General features: G+C 71.0%; 18 protein-coding genes and 1 riboswitch. Of the genes, 1 reads left to right on the forward strand and 17 read right to left on the reverse strand.

Going from position 1 to position 19,429, the window contains the following annotated elements; all coding sequences use genetic code 11:
• Nucleotides 1-33 precede the first annotated feature (33 nt).
• Nucleotides 34-1,335 (reverse strand): dicarboxylate/amino acid:cation symporter, encoded by a 1,302-nt coding sequence (locus tag ACNF49_RS42345; protein ID WP_357968013.1) that lies wholly within the window; start codon nucleotides 1,333-1,335, stop codon nucleotides 34-36.
• Nucleotides 1,336-1,586: 251 nt separating this feature from the next.
• Nucleotides 1,587-2,627 (reverse strand): LLM class F420-dependent oxidoreductase, encoded by a 1,041-nt coding sequence (locus ACNF49_RS42350; protein ID WP_364331469.1) that lies wholly within the window; start codon nucleotides 2,625-2,627, stop codon nucleotides 1,587-1,589.
• 93 nt (nucleotides 2,628-2,720) lie between these two features.
• Here ACNF49_RS42350 and ACNF49_RS42355 point away from each other — a divergent pair, with 93 nt between their 5' ends.
• Entirely contained in the window at nucleotides 2,721-3,608 is an 888-nt protein-coding gene (locus ACNF49_RS42355; RefSeq protein WP_357968009.1) for an endonuclease/exonuclease/phosphatase family protein, read from the forward strand.
• Here the strand turns inward: ACNF49_RS42355 and ACNF49_RS42360 are convergent.
• The 15 genes from ACNF49_RS42360 to ACNF49_RS42430 form a co-directional block, all read right to left on the reverse strand.
• The gene (locus ACNF49_RS42360) at nucleotides 3,605-4,156 is read right to left on the reverse strand and encodes a nucleotidyltransferase family protein (protein WP_482945658.1); all 552 of its coding nucleotides are present in this window, start codon (nucleotides 4,154-4,156) and stop codon (nucleotides 3,605-3,607) included. The two genes, ACNF49_RS42355 and ACNF49_RS42360, sit on opposite strands and share 4 nt — an antisense overlap.
• Nucleotides 4,156-5,247, reverse strand: coding sequence for an XdhC family protein (locus ACNF49_RS42365; protein WP_357968006.1), 1,092 nt, complete (start codon nucleotides 5,245-5,247; stop codon nucleotides 4,156-4,158). Before ACNF49_RS42365 ends, ACNF49_RS42360 begins: the two co-directional genes overlap by 1 nt.
• Nucleotides 5,240-6,313, reverse strand: coding sequence for a vWA domain-containing protein (locus tag ACNF49_RS42370; protein ID WP_482941269.1), 1,074 nt, complete (start codon nucleotides 6,311-6,313; stop codon nucleotides 5,240-5,242). The genes ACNF49_RS42365 and ACNF49_RS42370 overlap by 8 nt, the downstream gene beginning before the upstream one ends.
• On the reverse strand, nucleotides 6,306-7,172 hold the full coding sequence (locus ACNF49_RS42375; protein WP_357968000.1) for an AAA family ATPase: 867 nt from the start codon (nucleotides 7,170-7,172) through the stop codon (nucleotides 6,306-6,308). Before ACNF49_RS42375 ends, ACNF49_RS42370 begins: the two co-directional genes overlap by 8 nt.
• A 96-nt stretch (nucleotides 7,173-7,268) precedes the next feature.
• The gene (locus ACNF49_RS42380; protein WP_357967998.1) at nucleotides 7,269-7,727 is read right to left on the reverse strand and encodes a PH domain-containing protein; all 459 of its coding nucleotides are present in this window, start codon (nucleotides 7,725-7,727) and stop codon (nucleotides 7,269-7,271) included.
• Between the two features lie 19 nt (nucleotides 7,728-7,746).
• Nucleotides 7,747-8,214 (reverse strand): 6,7-dimethyl-8-ribityllumazine synthase, encoded by a 468-nt coding sequence (gene ribH, locus ACNF49_RS42385; protein WP_357967995.1) that lies wholly within the window; start codon nucleotides 8,212-8,214, stop codon nucleotides 7,747-7,749.
• Nucleotides 8,211-9,461, reverse strand: a complete 1,251-nt coding sequence (locus ACNF49_RS42390) for a bifunctional 3,4-dihydroxy-2-butanone-4-phosphate synthase/GTP cyclohydrolase II (RefSeq protein WP_357967992.1) — start codon at nucleotides 9,459-9,461, stop codon at nucleotides 8,211-8,213. Before ACNF49_RS42390 ends, ribH begins: the two co-directional genes overlap by 4 nt.
• A complete protein-coding gene (locus tag ACNF49_RS42395; protein ID WP_357967989.1) occupies nucleotides 9,458-10,102 on the reverse strand; it encodes a nicotinamide mononucleotide transporter family protein in 645 nt (214 codons plus the stop codon). Before ACNF49_RS42395 ends, ACNF49_RS42390 begins: the two co-directional genes overlap by 4 nt.
• Nucleotides 10,099-10,689, reverse strand: coding sequence for a riboflavin synthase (locus ACNF49_RS42400; RefSeq protein ID WP_357967986.1), 591 nt, complete (start codon nucleotides 10,687-10,689; stop codon nucleotides 10,099-10,101). The genes ACNF49_RS42395 and ACNF49_RS42400 overlap by 4 nt, the downstream gene beginning before the upstream one ends.
• Nucleotides 10,689-11,873 carry a bifunctional diaminohydroxyphosphoribosylaminopyrimidine deaminase/5-amino-6-(5-phosphoribosylamino)uracil reductase RibD gene (gene ribD / locus ACNF49_RS42405; protein ID WP_482941270.1) on the reverse strand — a complete coding sequence of 395 codons (1,185 nt, stop codon included), beginning with the start codon at nucleotides 11,871-11,873 and terminating at the stop codon, nucleotides 10,689-10,691. Before ribD ends, ACNF49_RS42400 begins: the two co-directional genes overlap by 1 nt.
• 103 nt (nucleotides 11,874-11,976) lie before the next feature.
• Nucleotides 11,977-12,107, reverse strand: a riboswitch (FMN riboswitch).
• A gap of 77 nt (nucleotides 12,108-12,184) precedes the next feature.
• Complete coding sequence (locus ACNF49_RS42410) at nucleotides 12,185-12,997, reverse strand: oxygenase MpaB family protein (protein ID WP_482941271.1); 813 nt, start codon at nucleotides 12,995-12,997, stop codon at nucleotides 12,185-12,187.
• 88 nt (nucleotides 12,998-13,085) lie between these two features.
• Nucleotides 13,086-14,795 (reverse strand): ABC transporter family substrate-binding protein, encoded by a 1,710-nt coding sequence (locus tag ACNF49_RS42415; RefSeq protein ID WP_482941272.1) that lies wholly within the window; start codon nucleotides 14,793-14,795, stop codon nucleotides 13,086-13,088.
• A complete protein-coding gene (locus ACNF49_RS42420; RefSeq protein ID WP_357967977.1) occupies nucleotides 14,792-16,861 on the reverse strand; it encodes an ABC transporter ATP-binding protein in 2,070 nt (689 codons plus the stop codon). Before ACNF49_RS42420 ends, ACNF49_RS42415 begins: the two co-directional genes overlap by 4 nt.
• Nucleotides 16,858-17,697, reverse strand: coding sequence for an ABC transporter permease (locus tag ACNF49_RS42425; protein WP_357967975.1), 840 nt, complete (start codon nucleotides 17,695-17,697; stop codon nucleotides 16,858-16,860). Before ACNF49_RS42425 ends, ACNF49_RS42420 begins: the two co-directional genes overlap by 4 nt.
• Nucleotides 17,698-18,675 carry an ABC transporter permease gene (locus tag ACNF49_RS42430; RefSeq protein WP_357967972.1) on the reverse strand — a complete coding sequence of 326 codons (978 nt, stop codon included), beginning with the start codon at nucleotides 18,673-18,675 and terminating at the stop codon, nucleotides 17,698-17,700.
• Between the last annotated feature and the right edge of the window lie 754 nt (nucleotides 18,676-19,429).

The raw sequence follows: 19,429 nt of genomic DNA on the forward strand, positions 1-19,429 counted from the left end.
CCGTACGGCCACCCGCCCTCAGCGCAGTTCCGGTCAGGCCGTCGCGGGCTCCGGCGCGCGCGGCGTGCGGGCGGCCGCGGCCGGGGCGTCGTCGAGCGGCTGCGGCGGCGCGTTGAAGACCGCGTCGTCCAGGCGGCCCTCCGAGCGGGCCACCAGGACCGGGACGACCATCTGGCCGGCCACGTTGGTCGCGGTGCGGATCATGTCGAGGATCGGGTCGATCGCCAGCAGCAGGCCGACGCCTTCGAGCGGCAGGCCCAGCGTGCTCAGCGTGAGCGTCAGCATGACGATCGCGCCGGTCAGACCGGCGGTGGCGGCCGAGCCGACGACCGAGACGAACGCGATCAGCAGGTAGTCCCCCACACCGAGGTGCACGCCGAACACCTGGGCCACGAAGATCGCGGCGAGCGCCGGGTAGACCGAGGCGCAGCCGTCCATCTTGGTGGTGGCGCCGAAGGGCACCGCGAAGGAGGCGTAGTCACGGTCCACGCCGTTGCGCTCGACGGTGACGCGCTGGGTCAGGGGCAGCGTGCCGACCGAGGAACGGGAGACGAAGGCCAGCTCGATGGCGGGCCAGGCGTTGCGGAAGAACGTGATCGGGTTGACCTTGCCCCAGACCGCGAGCAGCGTCGGGTAGACGGCCAGCAGGACGATGAAGCAACCGACGTACACGCCGACGCTGAACTTGGCCAGCGGGGCCAGCAGGTCCCAGCCGTACGTGGAGACGGCCTTGCCGATGAGGCCGGCGGTGCCGATCGGGGCCAGGCGGATGACCCACCACAGGGCCTTCTGCACCAGTTCGAGCACCGAACGGCTGAGGTTGAGGAACGGCTCGGCCTTCTCGCCCACCGCCAGGGCCGCCGCGCCGAGGACGACCCCCAGGAAGACGATCTGGAGGACGTTCACCTCGGTGAAGGCCGTGACGATGTTGGTGGGCAGGATGCCGGTGACGAAGTCGAGCCAGGTGCCGGCGCCCTCGGTGTCGACGGCCTTGGCCGCGCCGGTGTCGAGGGTGACGCCCTGGCCCGGGTTGATGATCAGGCCGAGCGCGATGGCGAAGGCCACCGAGACGAACGCGGTGATCAGGAACCACAGCAGGGTCTTGGAGGCCAGGCGGGCGGCGCCGTTGACGTTGCGCAGGTTGGCCACGCTGACCAGCACGGCGGTGAACACCAGCGGCGGCACGGCCAGCTTGAGGAGCTGGACGAAGATCTTGCCGACCTGGGTCAGCGTCTCGGCCAGCCAGGCCACGTCCCAGATCTTGGCGACGAACCCCAGGGCGACGCCGGCCGCGAGGCCGAGCAGCAGCTGAAGGGAGAAGGTGAATCTCTTCACGGGAGGAAGGCTCCGGAAGTCGGGCATGCCACAGCAGAGGGGGGCATGCGGGTGAGGAAGGGGGAGTCTGGGGGACGCGCCGATCAGCGACAGAGGGATCCGTGCAGACGGCACAGATCCACGTGCAGACGCTCGACGAGCCGCACGATGACCACAGAGAACCTCACGAGGACGTACAACACCATGCGAAACGGGGCATATTCCCGCCCGGCATTGTGACGTGCGTCACACCCCTTCCGGAGCCCGTCCGATCAGGCGGCCAGCTCCTTGACCTTCTCCAGCAGACGGACGCGCTCCTCATGGGTACGGCCGAGCGGCGCGACGTTGAGCGTCGTCACCCCCGACTCCTTCAGCGCCGCGATCCGGTCGCGGACGAAGCCCTCGCTGCCGATCAGCGACATGTTCTCCAGCAGCTCGGCGGGCACCAGCGCGGCGGCCTCGTCCTTCTTGCCCTCCAGGTAGAGGTCCTGGATCTGCTCGGCCTCCTTCTCGTAGCCGTAGCGCCGGGCCAGGTCGTTGTAGAAGTTCTTGCCCTTGGCACCCATGCCGCCGATGTACAGGGCCGCCATCGCCCGGCCGAACTCGCGCAGCCCGGCCACGTCGTCGCCGATGGCCAGCGCCGCCTGGGCGATCACGTCGAGCTCGCCCAGCTCGGGGTCGCGCTTCGCCCGGCCGGCGGCCAGCGAGGGGCCCCACACGTCGGCGGCCTTCTCCGGGTAGTAGAAGATCGGCTCCCAGCCCTCGGCCAGCTCGGCGGTCATCTCCACGTTCTTGGGGCCGATGGCGGCGACCACGATCGGGATGCGCGGGCGCACCGGGTGGTTGATGATCTTCAGCGGCTTGCCCAGGCCGGTGCCCTCCCCGGCGGGCAGCGGCACCTGGTAGTTGCGGCCCGCGTGCTCCAGCCGCTCGCGCCGCCACACCTTGCGGCAGATCTCGATGACCTCCCTGGTACGCCCGATCGGCGCGGTGTACGGCACCCCATGGAAGCCCTCGATGACCTGCGGCCCCGACGTCCCGATGCCCAGCGTGAACCGCCCGTCGGAGACGAAGTCCATGCCCGCGGCGGTCATGGCCAGCAACGTCGGCGTACGGGAGTAGATCGGCAGGATGCCCGAGGCGATCTGCACCCGCTCGGTCTTGGCCGCGATGTACCCCATCTGGCTGACGGCGTCGAAGCTGTACGCCTCGGCCACGAAGACGATGTCGAGGCCCGCCTTCTCGTAGTCGGCCAGCTCGGCGACCGTCTCCTTGAAACCGCCCGAGTAGTTGAGTGCCATACCGATGCGCATGCCGGGCTCCCGATGAACCGAATGTTGTTCCGTTGCGACGTCAACAGGTTAGCGTGTCGGCGTGTCGCACGGCGAAGCACTAGCCTGGTTCGGGTGCTGAGCCGGGTCGTCGTCATCGCCTCCGCAGTGGTCGCCCTGGCCCTGGCGGGTCATTCGCTGATCCCGGCGCTCGGCGGGTTCACGCCCGTCCTGGAGAGCCTGCTGCCCTGGATGGGGGTGGCGGTGCCGCTGCTGCTGCTCCTCGCCCTGCTGGCGCGGTCCAGGGCGGCCGCGCTCGCGGCGCTGGCGCCCGGCCTGGTGTGGGCGGCGATGTTCGGCTCCACGCTGCTCGCCGCGCCGCCCGGCGGCCCCAGCGACCTGGCCGTCGGCACGGTCAACGTGGGCGTGCGCAACAGCGCGTCCGGCGAGGCGGTCAAGGCCATCGCCGAAGAGCTCGACCTGCTGGCCGCCCAGGAGCTGACCCCCGGCGGGCCCGCGGCCAAGCAGCTCAACAAGATGTTCCGCTACCACTACCCGGTCAGCACGGTCGGCCTGTGGAGCCGATACCCGATCAGCGAGACCCGCCCGCTCGACGTCGGCATGGGCTGGCCGCGGGCGCTGCGCGCGGTGGTGAGCACCCCCAAGGGCAAGGTCACCGTCTACGTCATGCACCTGGCCTCGGCCAGGCCCGGCCACACCGCCTCCCGCGACGCCTCCCTGGCCCACGCCCGCCGGCTCGTCGACGCCGACCCCAGCAAGCGCGTCCTGCTGCTCGGCGACCTCAACACCGCCACCACCGACCGCGGCATGCGCGGGCTGACCCCGCCGCTGACCGACGCCCAGAGCGTGGCCGGCGACGGGTTCGGGTTCACCTGGCCGGCCGAGTTCCCGATCACCCGGCCCGACCACATCCTGTTCAGGGGCATGACGGCGACCAGGGCGGGGGTGGCCCCGGCGACCGGCAGCGACCACCGCGCGGCGATCGCCTCGCTGCGTTTCTAGCGGCCTTCCAGCAGCTCCAGGTCCCGCGGCGTGTCGATGTCGGCCGGGTCGCCGTGCTCGTCGCAGGCGACCTCGGTGACCAGCCCGGGATGCGCCTTCATGAACGCCCGCGCCCCCACGTCCCCCACCGCCAGCTCCGCCACCCCGGCGAAGTGCTCGCGCGCGATCAGCACCGGGTTCGCCCGCCGCCCGCCGTACGTGGCCACCGCCAGCCCGGCCCCCGAGCCGGCCAGCGCCCGCACCGCGCCCGCCCGGACGAGGGGCTGGTCCACCAGCGCGACCACCACGGCCGTCGCCTCCGGCGGCAGCGCGGCCAGCCCGGCGCGCAGAGAGGACCCCATGCCGGTGCGCCAGTCCGGGTTGCGCACGCTGACCGCCCCGCGCACCTGTACGGTCGCCGCGCCCAGCACGACCACCACCGGATGGCAGCCGCCCTCCGCCAGCAGGCGCACCCCGCGGTCGACCAGCCGTTCACCGCCGAACTCCACGAGCGCCTTGGGCGTGCCCAGCCGGGTGCCCTCCCCCGCGGCGAGCAGCAGCCCGGCGATCACGCCGGCTCCCCGTGGATGCGCCCGCCGGTCTGCGACAGGGGCCGGCCCGAGCCGCCCCACCGCAGCTGGATCAGCTCGGCGGCGATCGACACGGCCGTCTCCTCCGGCGTACGGGCGCCCAGGTCGAGGCCGATGGGCGATCTCAGCCGGGCCAGCTCGGCCTCGGTGAGCCCCGACTCGCGCAGGCGGGCCAGCCGGTCCTCGTGCGTACGGCGCGAGCCCATGGCCCCGATGTAGCCCGCCCCGGTCCGCAGGGCCACCTCCAGCAGCGGCACGTCGAACTTGGGGTCGTGGGTCAGCACGCAGATCACCGTGCGCTCGTCCACCTGCACCGAGGCCAGGTAGTCGTGCGGCCACTTGACCACCACCTCGTCGGCCTCGGGGAACCGCTTGGGGGTGGCGAAGACCGGCCGGGCGTCGCAGACGGTGACGTGGTAGCCGAGGAACTTGCCCACCTTGGCGACGGCCGCGGCGAAGTCGATCGCGCCGAAGACCAGCATGCGCGGCGGCGGCGCGAACGACTGGACGAACACCGACAGGTCGTCCAGCCGCCGCTCGCCGTGCCCGCCGTAGTGCCTGATGCCGGTCAGGCCCTGGGCGAGCATGCCGCGGGCGTCGTCGTCCACGGCCTCGTCGAGGCGGTCGAGGCCCAGGGTGCCCGAGGAGCGGCCGGGCCAGACGATCCGGCGGGCGCCGATCGGGCCGGGGCCGGCGACGATGGTGGCGACGGCGACCGGCTGGTGCGCCTCGACCGAGGCGAAGATCTCGCCCAGCTCGGGGAAGGTCTCGATGGAGACCGGCTCGACCAGGATGTCGATGATGCCGCCGCAGGTCAGCCCGACGGCGAAGGCGTCGTCGTCGCTGACGCCGTACCGCTGCAGGACGGGGGTGTCGGCCTCCGAGGCCAGCTCGAAGACCGCCCCCTCGACGCACCCGCCCGAGACGCTGCCCACCACCTCGTCGCCGCGCACCGCCATCGCCGCGCCCGGCGGGCGTGGCGCGCTGCTGAACGTGCTCACCACGGTCGCCAGCCCGAACCTGAGCCCCGACCTCCACCACCGCATGATCTCCGGGAGCACGTCACGCATGGGCGAGCCTTTCGCTGAGTTCCTCGTAGGCGGCCAGGCTGTGCCCGGCCACCAGATCGTCCAGATACGGCAGGGCGGCCCGCATGCCTCCGGTCAGCGGCTGGTAATCCTCATATCCCTTGTGCGGATTGACCCAGATGAGCCGGTACGCCTGCCGGGCCAGCCTGGCGAGCTGGGCGCCCAGGAGCGCGGGGTCACCGCGTTCCCAGCCGTCGGAGGCGATGACCACGATCGCCCCCCGGGCGCTGTGACGGATCAGGTACTCCTTGAACTCCTCTCCGAGCCGGGTCCCGCCGCTCCAGTCGGGGATGGCCGCGGACGCCGCGTTCAGCGCCGTACCCGGGTCGCGGTGGCGCAGCTCGGCGGTGACCTCGGTGAGCCGGGTGCCGACCGAGTAGACCCTCGTGGCCCGCGGCTCGCTCCTGACCAGCGCGTGGGCGAAGCGCAGCAGGGTCTCGGCGTAGGGGGCCATCGACCCGCTGACGTCCACGAACAGCACCACCTGCCGGGGCCTGGTCGTGTGCCGGCGGCGGCGGAGCCGGGCCACCTCGCCGTTGCGCAGCGCCTCGCGCACGGTGCGACGCTGGTCCAGCCTGCCCCGGTGGGCCCGCTCGAAACGGCGTGAGCGGCGCGCGGCCCGGCCGCGGCCGAGCAGGGCCAGCATGCGGTGCACCTCGGCCCGTTCGGCCTCGGTGAGCCGGGCGACGTCCCGGTGCCGCAGCACCTCGGCGCGGCTGACCGTGGCCGGGGCGGCGGCGTCCTCGCCCGCGCCCACCTCCTCACCGTCGCCGGCCGCCAGGTGCCGGGTGACGCTGGTCGTCCCGGTACGGGCCGGCGCCGCCCGCCGCCCGCCGAAGTAGGCGGCGAAGCAGCGGTCGTAGCGGGGCAGGTCGTCGGGCGTGGCGCACAGGGTGAGCCGGCCGGCCCAGTAGAACGCGTCCCGGTCACCGGCGTCGAGGTGGCCGAGGGCCTGCAGCAGGCTGCGCGTCCGCTCGTGGTCGGCGTCCACGCCCGCCGCGCGCAAGGTCCTGACGAAGCCCGTCACGGTCCGGACCAGCTCATCCACCGGACAGCAGCCCGTCGGCCAGGACGGCGGCGACGTCCTCGCGGTACTTCAGCGCGGCGCCCAGGGTGGCCGCGGCCAGGTCGGGGTCGAGCTCCCTGGCCCCGAGCGTGAGCAGCGCCTCGGTCCAGTCGAGCGTCTCGGCCACGCCCGGCGGCTTGACCAGGTCGGCCCGCCGCAGCCGCTCGGCCGCCCGCGCCACCTGCAAAGCCAGCTCCTCGGTGCAGCCGGGCAGGCGGCGCAGCAGGATCGCGACCTCGCGGTCGAAGCTCGGGTGCTCCAGCCAGTGGTAGAGGCAGCGCCGCTTGAGCGCGTCGTGCACCTCGCGGGTGCGGTTGGAGGTCACCACGACGACCGGCGGCGTCGCGGCCCTGATCGTGCCCAGCTCGGGGATGGAGACGGTGAAGTCGGAGAGCACTTCGAGCAGGAACGCCTCGAACTCGTCGTCGGCCCGGTCGATCTCGTCCACCAGCAGCACGCTCGGCTGGGTCTCCACGGCCTTCAGCAGCGGACGGGCGATCAGGAAGCGGCGGTCGTAGATCTCCCCCTCCAGCCGGGCGGCGTCGGTGATCCCGGCGGCCTCGGCGGCCTTGAGGTGGAGGAGCTGGCGAGCGAAGTCCCAGTCGTACAGCGCCTGGGACGCGTCGAGGCCCTCGTAGCACTGCAGCCGGATCAGCGGGGCCTTGAGCAGCGTCCCGAGGGTCTTGGCCAGCTCGGTCTTGCCGACGCCCGCCTCCCCCTCCAGGAACAGCGGCCGCCCCATCCGCAGCGCCAGGAAGGCGGCCGTGGCCAGCCCCCGGTCGGCCAGGTAGTCGTGCCGGTCGAGCAGCTCGATGAGCTTGTCCGGCGACTCGATGTCCATTGCCCTGATTGTCCGCCGCAGCACGCCTTCAGGCTACGTCGCAACCCCGCTCCGGCGATATCGGCTCGCCCTCGGAACAGGTTTCAGTCGCGCGGTTCAGTCGCCGGACTCGGACGCCTCGCCGCGCTCGTGGATCAGCGCGGCCAGCTCGGCCGTGGCCCGGCGGGCGCGGGCCTTCTCCGAGCCCTGGATGCCCATGGCGCCGATCGTCCGGCCGTCGGAGAAGTCGATCTTCGGCCACGGGTCGCCCACCAGGAGGGTCACGTCGATGACCTCGGGCCAGGTGTAGCGGTGGACGCGCAGGGCGTTGACGACGGTCAGGCCCTTCTCGTCGGCCTCCACCCGGACCCGGCCCAGCAGGTGCAGCACGTACGCCACCGCCAGGCCGAAGCCCACGATCGCCACCCGGTCGGGCAGCTTGAACGGGTCGGCGATGAAGACCGCCATGAGAACCGCCCCCGCCACCACCACCAGGGCGAAGGCGTAGGGCACGATCCGGCCCCGGCGGGGACGCCAGGTCACGGGCAGGGGCGGCGGGGTCACGGGCTCGGGCACGAGGGAAACCTACCGCAGGTCAGTGGAGGTCCCTCAGGAGGAGGGCGGTCTCCAGGGCGGCCAGGGCCGACTCGTAGCCCTTGTCCTCCTTGCTGCCGGGCAGCCCGGAGCGGTCGAGCGCCTGGTCCATCGTCTCGCAGGTGAGCACGCCGTTGCCGACGGGCGTCTCCTCGTCGAGCGAGACGCGGGTCAGGCCGCTGGTGACCGAGTCGCAGACGTAGTCGAAATGGGCGGTCTCGCCCTTGATGACCGCGCCGAGGGCGACCACCGCGTCACAACGCCGGGCCAGGGCCTGGGCCACGACGGGGATCTCCAGCGAGCCGGCCACGCGGACCACGGTCGCGGTGGCGCCGCTGTCGTCGCACGCCTGCACGGCCCGCGCCACGAGCTGGTCGGTGATCTTGGCGTGCCAGCTGGCCGCCACCACGCCCACGACCAGGCCCGCCGCGTCCACCACGGCCACGCCGGGACGGCCTTCGCCACTCATGATGCCTCCGAGATGTCGTGCGGGACGCCCGCCGCGATGTCCGCGATGTCATGGCCGAGCCGCTCGCGCTTGGCCTCCAGGTAACGCTCGTTGTGCGGGTTCAGGGCCACGGGCATGGGCTCGCGGCCGAGCACCTTGATGCCGTAGCCGTCCATGCCCTTGAGCTTGGCCGGGTTGTTGGTGAGCAGCCGCACCGAGCGCACGCCCAGGTCGGCCAGGATCTGCCCGGCGTTGGAGAACTCGCGGGCGTCCACCGGCAGCCCCAGCTCGACGTTGGCGTCGACGGTGTCGCTGCCGTTGTCCTGGAGGCTGTAGGCCTTGAGCTTGGCCAGCAGGCCGATGCCCCGGCCCTCGTGGCCGCGCAGGTAGACGACGACGCCGCGGCCCTCCTGCGCGATGGCGCCCATGGCGTGGTCGAGCTGCACGCCGCAGTCGCAGCGCAGCGAACCGAACACGTCGCCGGTCAGGCACTCGGAATGGGCCCTGACCAGGATGTTGTCGCCGCCGCCGAGGTCTCCGTAGACCAGCGCGACGTGCTCGCCGCCGTCGAGGGCGCTGGCGTAGCCGTAGGCCCGCCACATGCCGTACGCGTTGGGCAGCCGGGTCTCGGCGACCCTGGTGACCATGCTCTCGGCGCGGCGGCGGTGGTCGACGAGCTGCTCGATGGAGACCAGCGCCAGGTCGTGCTCGTCGGCGAAGCGGCGCAGCTGGGGCAGCCTGGCCATGGTGCCGTCGTCGTTGACCACCTCGGCCAGCGCACCGGCCGGCGAGAGCCCGGCGAGCTTGGCCAGGTCGACGGCCGCCTCGGTGTGGCCGCGCCGGGCCAGCACGCCGCCCTCGCGGTAGCGCAGCGGGAAGACGTGGCCGGGCCGGACCAGCTCGTTGGGCTCGGTGGCCGAGTCGGCGAGGGTGCGGATGGTCCTCGCGCGGTCGGCGGCGGAGATGCCGGTGGTGACGCCGTCACGGGCGTCCACGGTGACCGTGTACGCGGTGCGCAGGCGTTCGCGGTTCTGGGCCACCATGAGCGGCAGCCCGAGCCGGTCGAGCTCCTTGCCGTCCATGGCCACGCAGATCATGCCGCTGGTGTGCCGGATCAGGAACGTGCACAGCTCCGGCGTGGCCTTCTGGGCGGCGAAGATCAGGTCGCCCTCGTTCTCGCGGTTCTCGTCGTCGACGACCACGACGGGACGGCCGTTGCGGATGTCCTCGATGGCCCGCTCGATCGGGTCGAGCTTGAACTCGCTCATGCCGCTGCCACCAGTTCCGGACGGGCGGCGCGGTACTCGCGCAGCCACTTGGCGAAGCCCGTGAGGACCATGACGAAGAACACGGCGTAGACGGCGCCGGAGACGTAGAGGCCGGAGTTGAACGCCACCGGCACGCCCACCAGGTCGACCAGCACCCAGACGATCCAGAAGTCGACCAGCGCGCGGCCCTGCGCCCAGGTGGCGACCGCGCCGCCGACGAAGATGTAGGCGTCGGAGGCCACGACGGCCACCGGCGCGCCCGGGTACCACGACAGGTCGAACGCCTTGAACAGGACCGTCACCACCGCGGTGCCCACCGCGAGCGCCGCCAGCATCCGCCACCGCTCGCCGCCCGTGGCGGGCCGGACGGACAGGGCGTGCTCCTGGGTGCCCTGCCGCCACTTCCACCACCCGTAGACGGCCAGCACGGCGAACAGGGCCTGCTTGAGCGCGTTGCCGGTGACGTGCGCGCTGATCGAGGCGAGGAACAGCAGCACCGAGCCGGTGAACTGCACGGGCCAGGTCCACATGGACTTGCGCATCGCGAACGCCACCGTGGCGAGGGCGAACACGTTGCCCAGCAGGTCGGTCCACTTCACCGGCAGACCGAAGATGTCAATCGATGCGTCCACCCAGCTCATCGGGTGCCCACCAGCCTCTCCACATACTTGGCGATCACGTCGACCTCGAGGTTCACCACGTCGCCCACCTGGCGGTCGCCCATGGTGGTCAGCTTCAGCGTGGTCGGGATGAGGCTCACGCCGAAGCTGTCGTCGTCAACCGTCGTGACGGTCAGGCTGATTCCGTCGATGGCGATCGAGCCCTTCTCGGCCACGTACCGGCTGAGCGGGCCGGGCAGGGAGAAGCGCAGGTCGTCCCAGTTCTCGCCGGGGGCGCGGGACAGCAGGCGGGCGGTGCCGTCGACGTGGCCCTGGACGATGTGGCCGCCGAGGCGCTGGTCGGCGCGTACGGACCGTTCGAGGTTGACCGCCGAGCCGGCGGTGAGGCCGCCGAGCGAGCTGCGGTCGAGCGACTCCCTGATGACGTCGACGGTGAACACGTCGTCCTTGACCTCGACGACCGTCAGGCAGACGCCGTTGACGGCGATCGAGTCCCCGTGGGCGGCGTCGGAGGTGACGAGCGGGCCGCGTACGGACAGGCGGGCGCCGCCGCCCGCCGGCTCGATGGCGACGACTTCGCCCTTCTCCTCGATGATTCCGGTGAACATCACTTCTCCCTGCCTTGATGCGGAGCGGGCCGCGCGGTCAGCCGCAGATCCGGCCCGATGGGGGAAAACTCGTCGAAGGTGAGGCGGTGGGCGCCGCTGATCGTGCCGACGCCCGCCGGGCCGAGCGCGGCCCTGCCCTCGCCGAGGAGGGCGGGGGCGAGGTAGGCGATCACGCGGTCGATGAGGCCCTGCCGCAGGAACGCGCCGGCCAGGGCAGGACCGCCTTCCAGGAACACGCCGACCACCTCGCGGGCGGCCAGCTCGCGCAGGAGGGCGTGCAGGTCGAGGCCGCCCTCCGCGTGCCGGGGCAGGCGCAGCAGGCCGGCCTTGAGCCCCGTCACGGCGTCGTCGGCGACGGCGACCAGCGTGGGGGCCTCGTCGTCGAGGACGCGGGCCGCGGGCGGCGTCCTGCCCTCGGTGTCCACGACGACCCGCAGCGGCGGCCGGGCGCCCAGGGGCCGGCCGGCCAGCGGCGGGCTGCCGGCCAGCAGCGCCCCCGCGTCGCCCTCCGCCGCGTCCGCCCCGGTGCCCGCCGCGACGTTCTCGGGCAGGCGGACGGTGAGGTGGGGGTCGTCGGCGAGCACGGTGCCGATCCCGGCCACGATCGCGTCGGAGGCGGCGCGCAGCCGGTGCACGTCGGCCCGCGCCTGCGGCGAGGTGATCCACTGGCTGGTGCCGTCGGCGGCGGCCGACCTGCCGTCGAGGGTCGCGGCGAACTTCCAGGTCACGTGCGGCCTGCCGAGCCGGGCATAGGTGAGCCATTCCTCGTTGACCCGCTCGGCCGCCTCGGCCAGCACCCCCTGCGTCACGCTCACCCCGGCCGCGCGCAGCCGCGCCGCGCCGCCGGCGGCCTTCGGGTTGGGGTCGGCCACGGCGACGACCACCCGGGCCACGCCCGCGGCCAGCAGCGCCCGGCTGCACGGCCCGGTGCGGCCGGTGTGGTCGCAGGGCTCCAGCGTCACGTACGCCGTGCCGCCCCGCGCCTGTTCGCCCGCCTGCGCCAGCGCCACGACCTCGGCGTGCGGCCCGCCCGCGTACGCGTGGAAGCCCTCGCCGACGACCTGCCCGGCGGCCGACAGCACGACGCAGCCGACGACGGGGTTGGGGCTGGTGCCGCCGTGTCCTCGCGCGGCCAGCTCGACGGCGCGCGCCATGTGCGCGGCGTCGGCGGCTGAGATGTCCACCCGGGTCTCCTACTCGCCAGTAGCTTCAAGCCACGGCGGGCCCCGGGGGTTTCTGGTGCCGTCACGGCACCACGTCAGGAGCCCGGCTGGGACGCCGGACACCTCGCGCGCTTCCTCCCATCCGGACTTTAACCGTCGGTCCTGGAATTTCACCAGGTCAACCGGCCGATGGCATCGGCCGGGTCGCGGACTGTAACCGCCGGTTCGGACTTTCACCGACCCCGGAGCACGCTAGCTCTCTTCTTGTACCAGTTTGCCATGCCGATTACGGAAAGCGCGACCGCCCCCGTGCTTTTTGAACAAGCGCTCGCTCAGGCAGCCATCAGCTTGCGCGCCCGGCGGGCCGAGGGCGCGTAGCGGACCTGCTCGGGGACCAGGCCGATGCCGGTGTGCAGGGCGCGCAGCGTGGCCGAGGCCCACAGGTCGCCCACGGGCGTGGCGGGCAGGCCGTACAGGCGGCGGGCCCAGCGCGGCAGCGTGGCCAGGGCCAGCACGGTCAGCGCGGGCACGGCGGGCCGCAGCGCGGACAGCGCGCCGGGCAGCGGCGTGTGCAGCGACAACCGCAGCGGATGGGCGGCCTCGGGCACGAGCCGCAGCCCCGGACGCCGGCCGTCGATGTAGTCGCGCAGCTCGGCCACCGAGCCGGGCACGTCGTCCCGGTCCAGGCCCACGACCTCGGCGGCGCGCCGCCACTCGGCGACGAACCGGTCGGCGTCGGCGTCGGACAGCCGCACGCCGGCGCGGCGGGCCACCGTCAGGTAGGAGTCGACCTCGCCGACGTGCACCCAGCGCAGCGCTTCGGGGTCGTCGAGGCGGTAGGTCTCGCCGGTGTCGGGGTCGCGGGCGGTCAGCGTGGCGTGGATCTTGCGCACCCGGCGGCCGGCCCGCTCGACCTCCGCGCGCGTGCCGTACGTGCGCACCCGGACGAACTCGCTGGTCCGCAGGAAGCGCGACCACGCCTCGGCCGGGTCGAGCAGCGCCGAGTTCTGCAGCACGCCGCGCATCGCCCTGGGGTGCAGCCCCTGCATCAGCAGCGCCCGGAAGCCGCCGACGAGCTGGATCGGCTCCCCCATCACCCGCCAGGTCACCGACTCGGGGCCGAAGATCCCATAGTCGTCGTCCATAAGTGAACAGTTACCCAGTGGGACGACAAACCATGCCAAAAACCCCCAGCCGGGAACCGGCCAGGGGTTTTCGACGAGGCTACGGAGATCAGCCGGTGAAGCCGATCGCCGTGTAGTCGGCGGCCTGGTAGCCGAAGGCGCCGTAGTTGGCCAGCGTCTTCTTGGTGGCCTGGATGTCAGGACGCTGGTACAGCGGGATGGTGTGCACCTGGTCCCAGATCAGCTTGTCGGCCGCGTTGGCCAGCTCGTAGGCCTTGGTCGGGTCCATCTCGCTGACCGCGGCGTCGATCGCGGCGTCCAGCGCCGGGTCGCTGCCCTTGGGGAAGTTCGACTCGGAGCCGGTCTTGTAGATCTGGGGCAGGCCGCCGAGGGGCAGCGGCGTGCCGATCCAGGAGAACGGCACCAGGTCGAAGTCGCCCTTGATGATGAAGTCGGTGAAGAACTTGTCATCGGGGACCGGGCGGATCGTCAGCTTGATCCCGGCCTCCTTGAGCATGGCCTGGGTGAGCTCGCCCTCGGTCTTGGCGTAGGGCAGGCCCGCCGGGACGACGAAGTTCAGCGAGAACTCCTTGCCGTCCTTCTTGCGGACGTCGCCTTCCTGCTTCCAGCCGGCCGCGTCGAGCAGCTCCTTGGCCTTGGGCAGGTTGTACTTGCCCAGTTCGCCGGAGTTGTCGACGTACGCCTTGTGGTTGTTCATGAAGACGTGGTTGCCGAGCGTCTGCAGCGGCCAGTCCATGTCCTTGAGGTCGGACTGCGTGATCACGTCACGGTTGATCGCGTACGCGACGGCCTGGCGGACCGACTTGTCCTTCAGGAACTCGCTCTGGTTGTTGACGGTGATGTGCCGCCAGTTCGGGCTGAGCGCCTTGCGGACGTCGACGTTCGGGACCTCCTTGGCCCGCTTGAGGTCGGCCGGGCTGCCCGGCGGGATCTCCACCGCGTCGAGCTCACCGTTGGCGAAGGCGTTGACCTGCGCGGCGGGGGTCTCGATGGTACGGAAGATGACCTTGTCGAGCTTGGCCTTCCTGCCCCACCACTTGTCGTCGCGCACCACGGTCAGGGTCTTGGTGCCCTCGTTGATGCTCTCGACCTTGAAGGGCCCGGCGGTGACCGGGATCTTCTGCAGGTAGTCCTTCTCGTACTTCTCCGGGGTCTCCATGTGGGAGGCCGGGTACAGGTGCGGCGAGCGCGAGAACTGCCCCATCCACTCGGGGTAGTTCTTCCCGTACGTCACGATGGCGACCTTGTCGCTGTCACCCTTGGTGATCGACTCGATGCGGTCCCAGCCGTCGGTGGAGGCCGGCTTGAACTTCTTGTCCTTGCCGCTGTTGGCCTTCCACGCCGCCTCGAGGTCCTTCCAGGTGATCGGCGTGCCGTCCGACCACTGGGCCTTCTCGTTCAGCGTGTAGGTGACGACCTGCTTGCCCGACGACAGGTCCATCTTGACGTCGGTGAGGTAGTCGGGGTTCGCCTTGAAGTTGGCCTCGGAGTCGGCGACCATCAGCTGCGGCATCAGCGAGTCCAGCATGTCCGCCGTGTCGCGCTGGTTGCCGTCGACGTGGTTGCCGTTCCACTGGCTCGGCCACTGGCCGACCGAGAGGGTGAGCGTGCCGCCGTCCTTGACCTGCTCGTACGCGACGGGGTTGATCGAGATGCCAGGGGTCTGCGACATCTGCTGCTGAGCCTGCTGCGACTGCTCGGCGCTCGGCTTCTTGGCCTCGCCGCCACCACCGCCACAAGCCGCCGCGGCCATGGCGAGGACGGCGATTCCCGCCGCCGCCCGGTAACGAACCTTCACTTTTCCTCCTGATCGTCCGAGGCCGTGATGACCTCGACTTCCTCCGCGTAGTGGCAGGCGGCGCCGTGGTCCACGGCGGTCGCGAGCCGGGCAACCGAGGGCTCTTCGTCCACGCAGCGCCGGCGTTCGGCCTCGGTGAGGAGGGCGAACTTGGGGCAGCGCGTGCGGAACCGGCAACCCGATGGCGGGTCGGCCGGGCTGGGCAGGTCGCCTTCGAGCAGGATCCGCTTGCGCGTGCGCTCCATCTCGGGGTCGGGCAGCGGGATCGCTGACAGCAGCGCCTGCGTGTAGGGGTGCGCGGGGCGGTCGTAGACCTCCTCGACCGTGCCGATCTCGGCGATCCTGCCGAGGTACATGACCGCGACGCGGTCGGCCAGATGCCGGACCACGGCCAGGTCGTGCGCCACGAACAGGTACGACAGCCCCAGGGTGTTCTTCAGCTCGTCCAGCAGGTTGATGACGCCGGCCTGGATGGACACGTCCAGTGCCGAGACCGGCTCGTCCAGGACGAGCAGCTTGGGCTCCAGGGCCAGCGCGCGGGCGATGCCGATGCGCTGGCGCTGGCCGCCGGAGAAGCTCTGCGGGTAGCGCTCGGCGTACTCGGGCGCCAGGCCCACCAGTTCGAGCAGCTCGGCGACCCGCTGCTTGACGTTCTTGCGCCCGTGGGCGCGCAGCGGCTCGGCGATGATGTCGCCGACCGGCATGCGCGGGTCGAGCGCCGCCATCGGGTCCTGGAAGACGATCTGCAGGTCGCCCCTGAGCGCCTTGCGCCCGGACGGGCCGAGCTTGGCGCTGTCCTGGCCGAGCACGACGATCCGGCCGCTCTGCGGCGGGGCTAGCTGCATGATCTGCTGCAGGGTCGTGGTCTTGCCGCAGCCCGACTCGCCGACCAGGGCCAGCGTCTCGCCCTCGGCGATGTCGAAGCTGATGCCGTCCACGGCGTGCACGGTGCCGACGCGGCGCTTGAACACCGCGCCCTTCATCAGCGGGTAGTGCCGGATGAGGTTGTCCAGCTCCAGCACCGTCGCGCGCTGCTCGCGCGGCACGCGGACCACCTCGCTGACCGGGATGACCGGGACCGGGAACACGTCCGTACCGGTCAGGCCCTTGTACTCGATCTCGCGGGAGCGGATGCAGGCGACGTGCCTGCCGCCGCCGACGTCGGTGAGCGGGGGCTCCTCGTCGTCGCACGAGTCGATCTTCATCGGGCAGCGCGGCGCGAACGGGCAGCCCGGCGGCAGCGCCGCCGGGGAGGGCGGGTTGCCCTCGATCGGCACCAGCGGCCCCTCCTCGCCGTCGATCCTGGGGATCGAGGCGAGCAGTCCCATCGTGTACGGCATCCGCGGCCGGTAGTAGATGTCGTCGACGTTGCCCTGCTCGACCGGCTTGCCGGCGTACATGACCAGCACCCGGTCGGCCATGCCCGCGACGACGCCCAGGTCGTGCGTGATCATGACGATGCCGGCGCCCGTCTCGCGCTGGGCGGTCTTGAGCACCTCCAGCACCTGGGCCTGGATGGTCACGTCGAGCGCGGTGGTCGGCTCGTCGCAGATCAGCAGGTCGGGGTCGTTGGCGATGGCCATCGCGATCATCGCGCGCTGGCGCATGCCGCCGGAGAACTCGTGCGGGAACGCCTTGGCCCGGACGTCCGGGTGCGGGATGCCGACCAGGTCGAGCAGTTCGACCGCGCGCTTGGCGGCCTTGTCCTTGTTCAGCTTCTGGTGGACGCGCAGCGCCTCGGAGATCTGGTCGCCGATCGTGTAGACGGGCGTGAAGGCCGACAGCGGATCCTGGAAGATCATGCTCATCGACTTGCCGCGGACCTTGACCAGGTCGTCTTCCTTCATCCCGATCAGCTCCTGGCCGTGGAGCTTGACCGAGCCGCTGATCTGGGCGTTGCGCGGCAGCAGGCCCATGATCGCCAGGGACGTGACGGACTTGCCCGAACCGGACTCGCCCACGATGCCCAGGACCTCGCCGCGGGCCACCTCGTAGCTGACGCCGCGCACGGCCTCGATGCCGCCGGGGAACGTCACGGTGAGGTCTTGAACCTCCAGGATGCTCATGAGTTGCTCCCCGGGTCGAGTGCGTCGCGCAGGCCGTCTCCGATGAGGTTGATGCTCAGGACCAGCAGCACCAGGAGCCCGGCGGGGAAGGCGAACAGCCAGGGGTAGCCGGTGGCGTTGCGGGAGCCCTCGGCGATCAGCGTGCCGAGCGAGACGTCGGGCGGCTGGATGCCGAAGCCGAAGAAGGACAGCGCGGCCTCGCCGATGACCGCGCCACTCACGTTGAGGGTGGCGTCGATGATCAGCAAGGAGGACAGGTTCGGCACGATGTGCCGGAAAATGATCTTCCAGCGGGGGATGCCCATGTAGACGGCCGCCTGCACGTACTCGCGCTCACGGAGCGAGAGCGTCATGCTGCGCACCACCCTGGAGGTGATCATCCAGGCGAACGCCGCCAGCAGGACCACGAACCAGAGCCAGGAGGCGCCGCGCAGGCGCGGCGAGGCGATCGCGATGATCAGGAAGCTGGGCAGGACGAGGAGCAGGTCCACGCCCCACATGAGGACGCGGTCCACCCAGCCGCCGAAGTACCCGGCGAAGGCGCCGACCATGGCGGCCAGGCCGGTCGAGATGAGCGCCACGAGCAGGCCGATGATGATCGACTTCTGCATGCCGCGCAGGGTGACGGCGTACATGTCCTGGCCGATCGTGGTGGTGCCCCACCAGTGGTCGGACGACGGGGCCGACAGGAAGGACAGGAAGTCCTTGTCCGTCCAGTCGTAGGCGCCGAAGAAGGGGCCGATGTAGGCCAGCGCCACCAGCAGCAGGAGGGCGATGAAGCCGTAGCGGGCCTGCCGGTTACGCAGCATCCGCCCGAGAACAACCTTGGAACGCACTTAGCTCACCCGCACTCGTGGGTCGAGGGCCGCCACCAGCAGGTCCGACAGGAAGCCGGCGAACAGGACGCAGACGGAGGCGAACATGCTGACCGCGGCGACCGAGTTCACGTCGTTCTGGTTGATCGAGTCGACCAGCCAGGCACCCATGCCGTTCCAGGCGAAGATCTTCTCGGTGAAGGTGGCGCCGGTGAGCATCGTGCCGAAGGCGAAGGCGAAGTACGTGGCCGCCGGGATCAGCGCGGTGCGCAGCGCGTGCTTGACCAGCGCCGTCCTGCGCCGCAGGCCCTTGGCCATCGCGGTGCGGACGAAGTCCTGGCCGAGCACGTCGAGCATCATGTTGCGCTGGATGCGGCTGTAGAAGGCGATCGAGCCGAGGCTCAGCGAGATGGTCGGCAGGATCAGGTGGTTCAGCCGGTTGGCGAACTGGTCCCAGCCCGACAGCTTGGGGTTGTACTCGCCGGTGAACTCGATCAGCGTGAAGCCGAGCCCGCGGTTGAGGTTGTACGCGCTGATCGCCAGCAGCGTGGCCAGCACGAACACCGGAATCGCCATGATCACGAACGAGCCGACGCCGATCACCCGGTCGGTCACCCGATATTGCTTGATCGCCGACAGGGCGCCGAGCGCCACTCCGAACACGAACCCGAGGATCGTGCCCACCAGCAGCAGCCGGAGGCTGACGAAGATCCGCCGGCCCATCTCGTCGTTGACCGAACCGCCGTTCCAGGTCTTGCCGAAGTCCCCCGTGACGACGCCCTTGACCCAGGTCCCGTAGCGCTCCAGGACGGGCGTCTTGTCGTTGAGGTTGTAGCTGTCGAGGGTGGCGTCGATGACTTCCTCGGCGACGGGAGGTTGGCGGCCTTCATACGCGCCGCGGGGGTTCATGGTCGTCGCGGCGAGCATGTAAGCCAAGCTGGCCGCGATCGCGACCAAGATCAGATTGATCGCCAACCTGCGGAGCAGGTACTTGCCCATTACCCTCCGTTCGCACTGAACGAGGGCCCGGAAACCCCGGTAGGAGAAGACCCCCGCAATGGAAAAAGACCGTCTTACGCCGCGAAAAGTCATGACGCGGAACGGCGATCAAAACGCAGGATATCTAGCCAAACATCACAGTCAGCAATAGTTCGACATAACGGTAAGGTCACTAAGCACTGCGGCACCCGGCCGTCGATCATGGCCCTATATGGGGGCTGACCAGGGGAAACGTGCACTATCAAGATCGGTAACCGGCGCTATCGGATCAACGTATGTCACAGAATCCTGACAAAAAATAACCCAATCTCAAAGTGACGCACGTCATACTGATCAATAGGTCGGGGATTGATATTTCGCGACGTCGCGGCTTTTGATCTCAGGCGGGTGACCGAAGTGGATCGGTCCGAGGGCACGCTGCCGCCCGCCCCGAAGGCGTCCCCGGGACGATCACCCCACGCTCACGCTCCGCTCACCACCCCGGCCCCGCCCCTCCGCCATCCCTCCGCGGAAGCTCGCCTCCCACCCGCCGAGCCCCGCACCCTGAGCGGACCTCACACTCCCAGCAGGCCCGCCTCCCCCAAGTGAGCCCGCCCCTCCAGCGGACCCACCCCCCAGTGAGCGCGCACCCCCAGCGGACTCGCACCTTCAGTGAGCCCGCGCCCCCAGTGAGCGCGCACCCCGAGCGGACCTGCACCCTCCCTGGGCCCGCGCCCGCAACGGGCCGCACCCCGATGGACCCGCACCTGACAGA

This window comes from Actinomadura sp. ATCC 39365 (genome assembly GCF_054392275.1).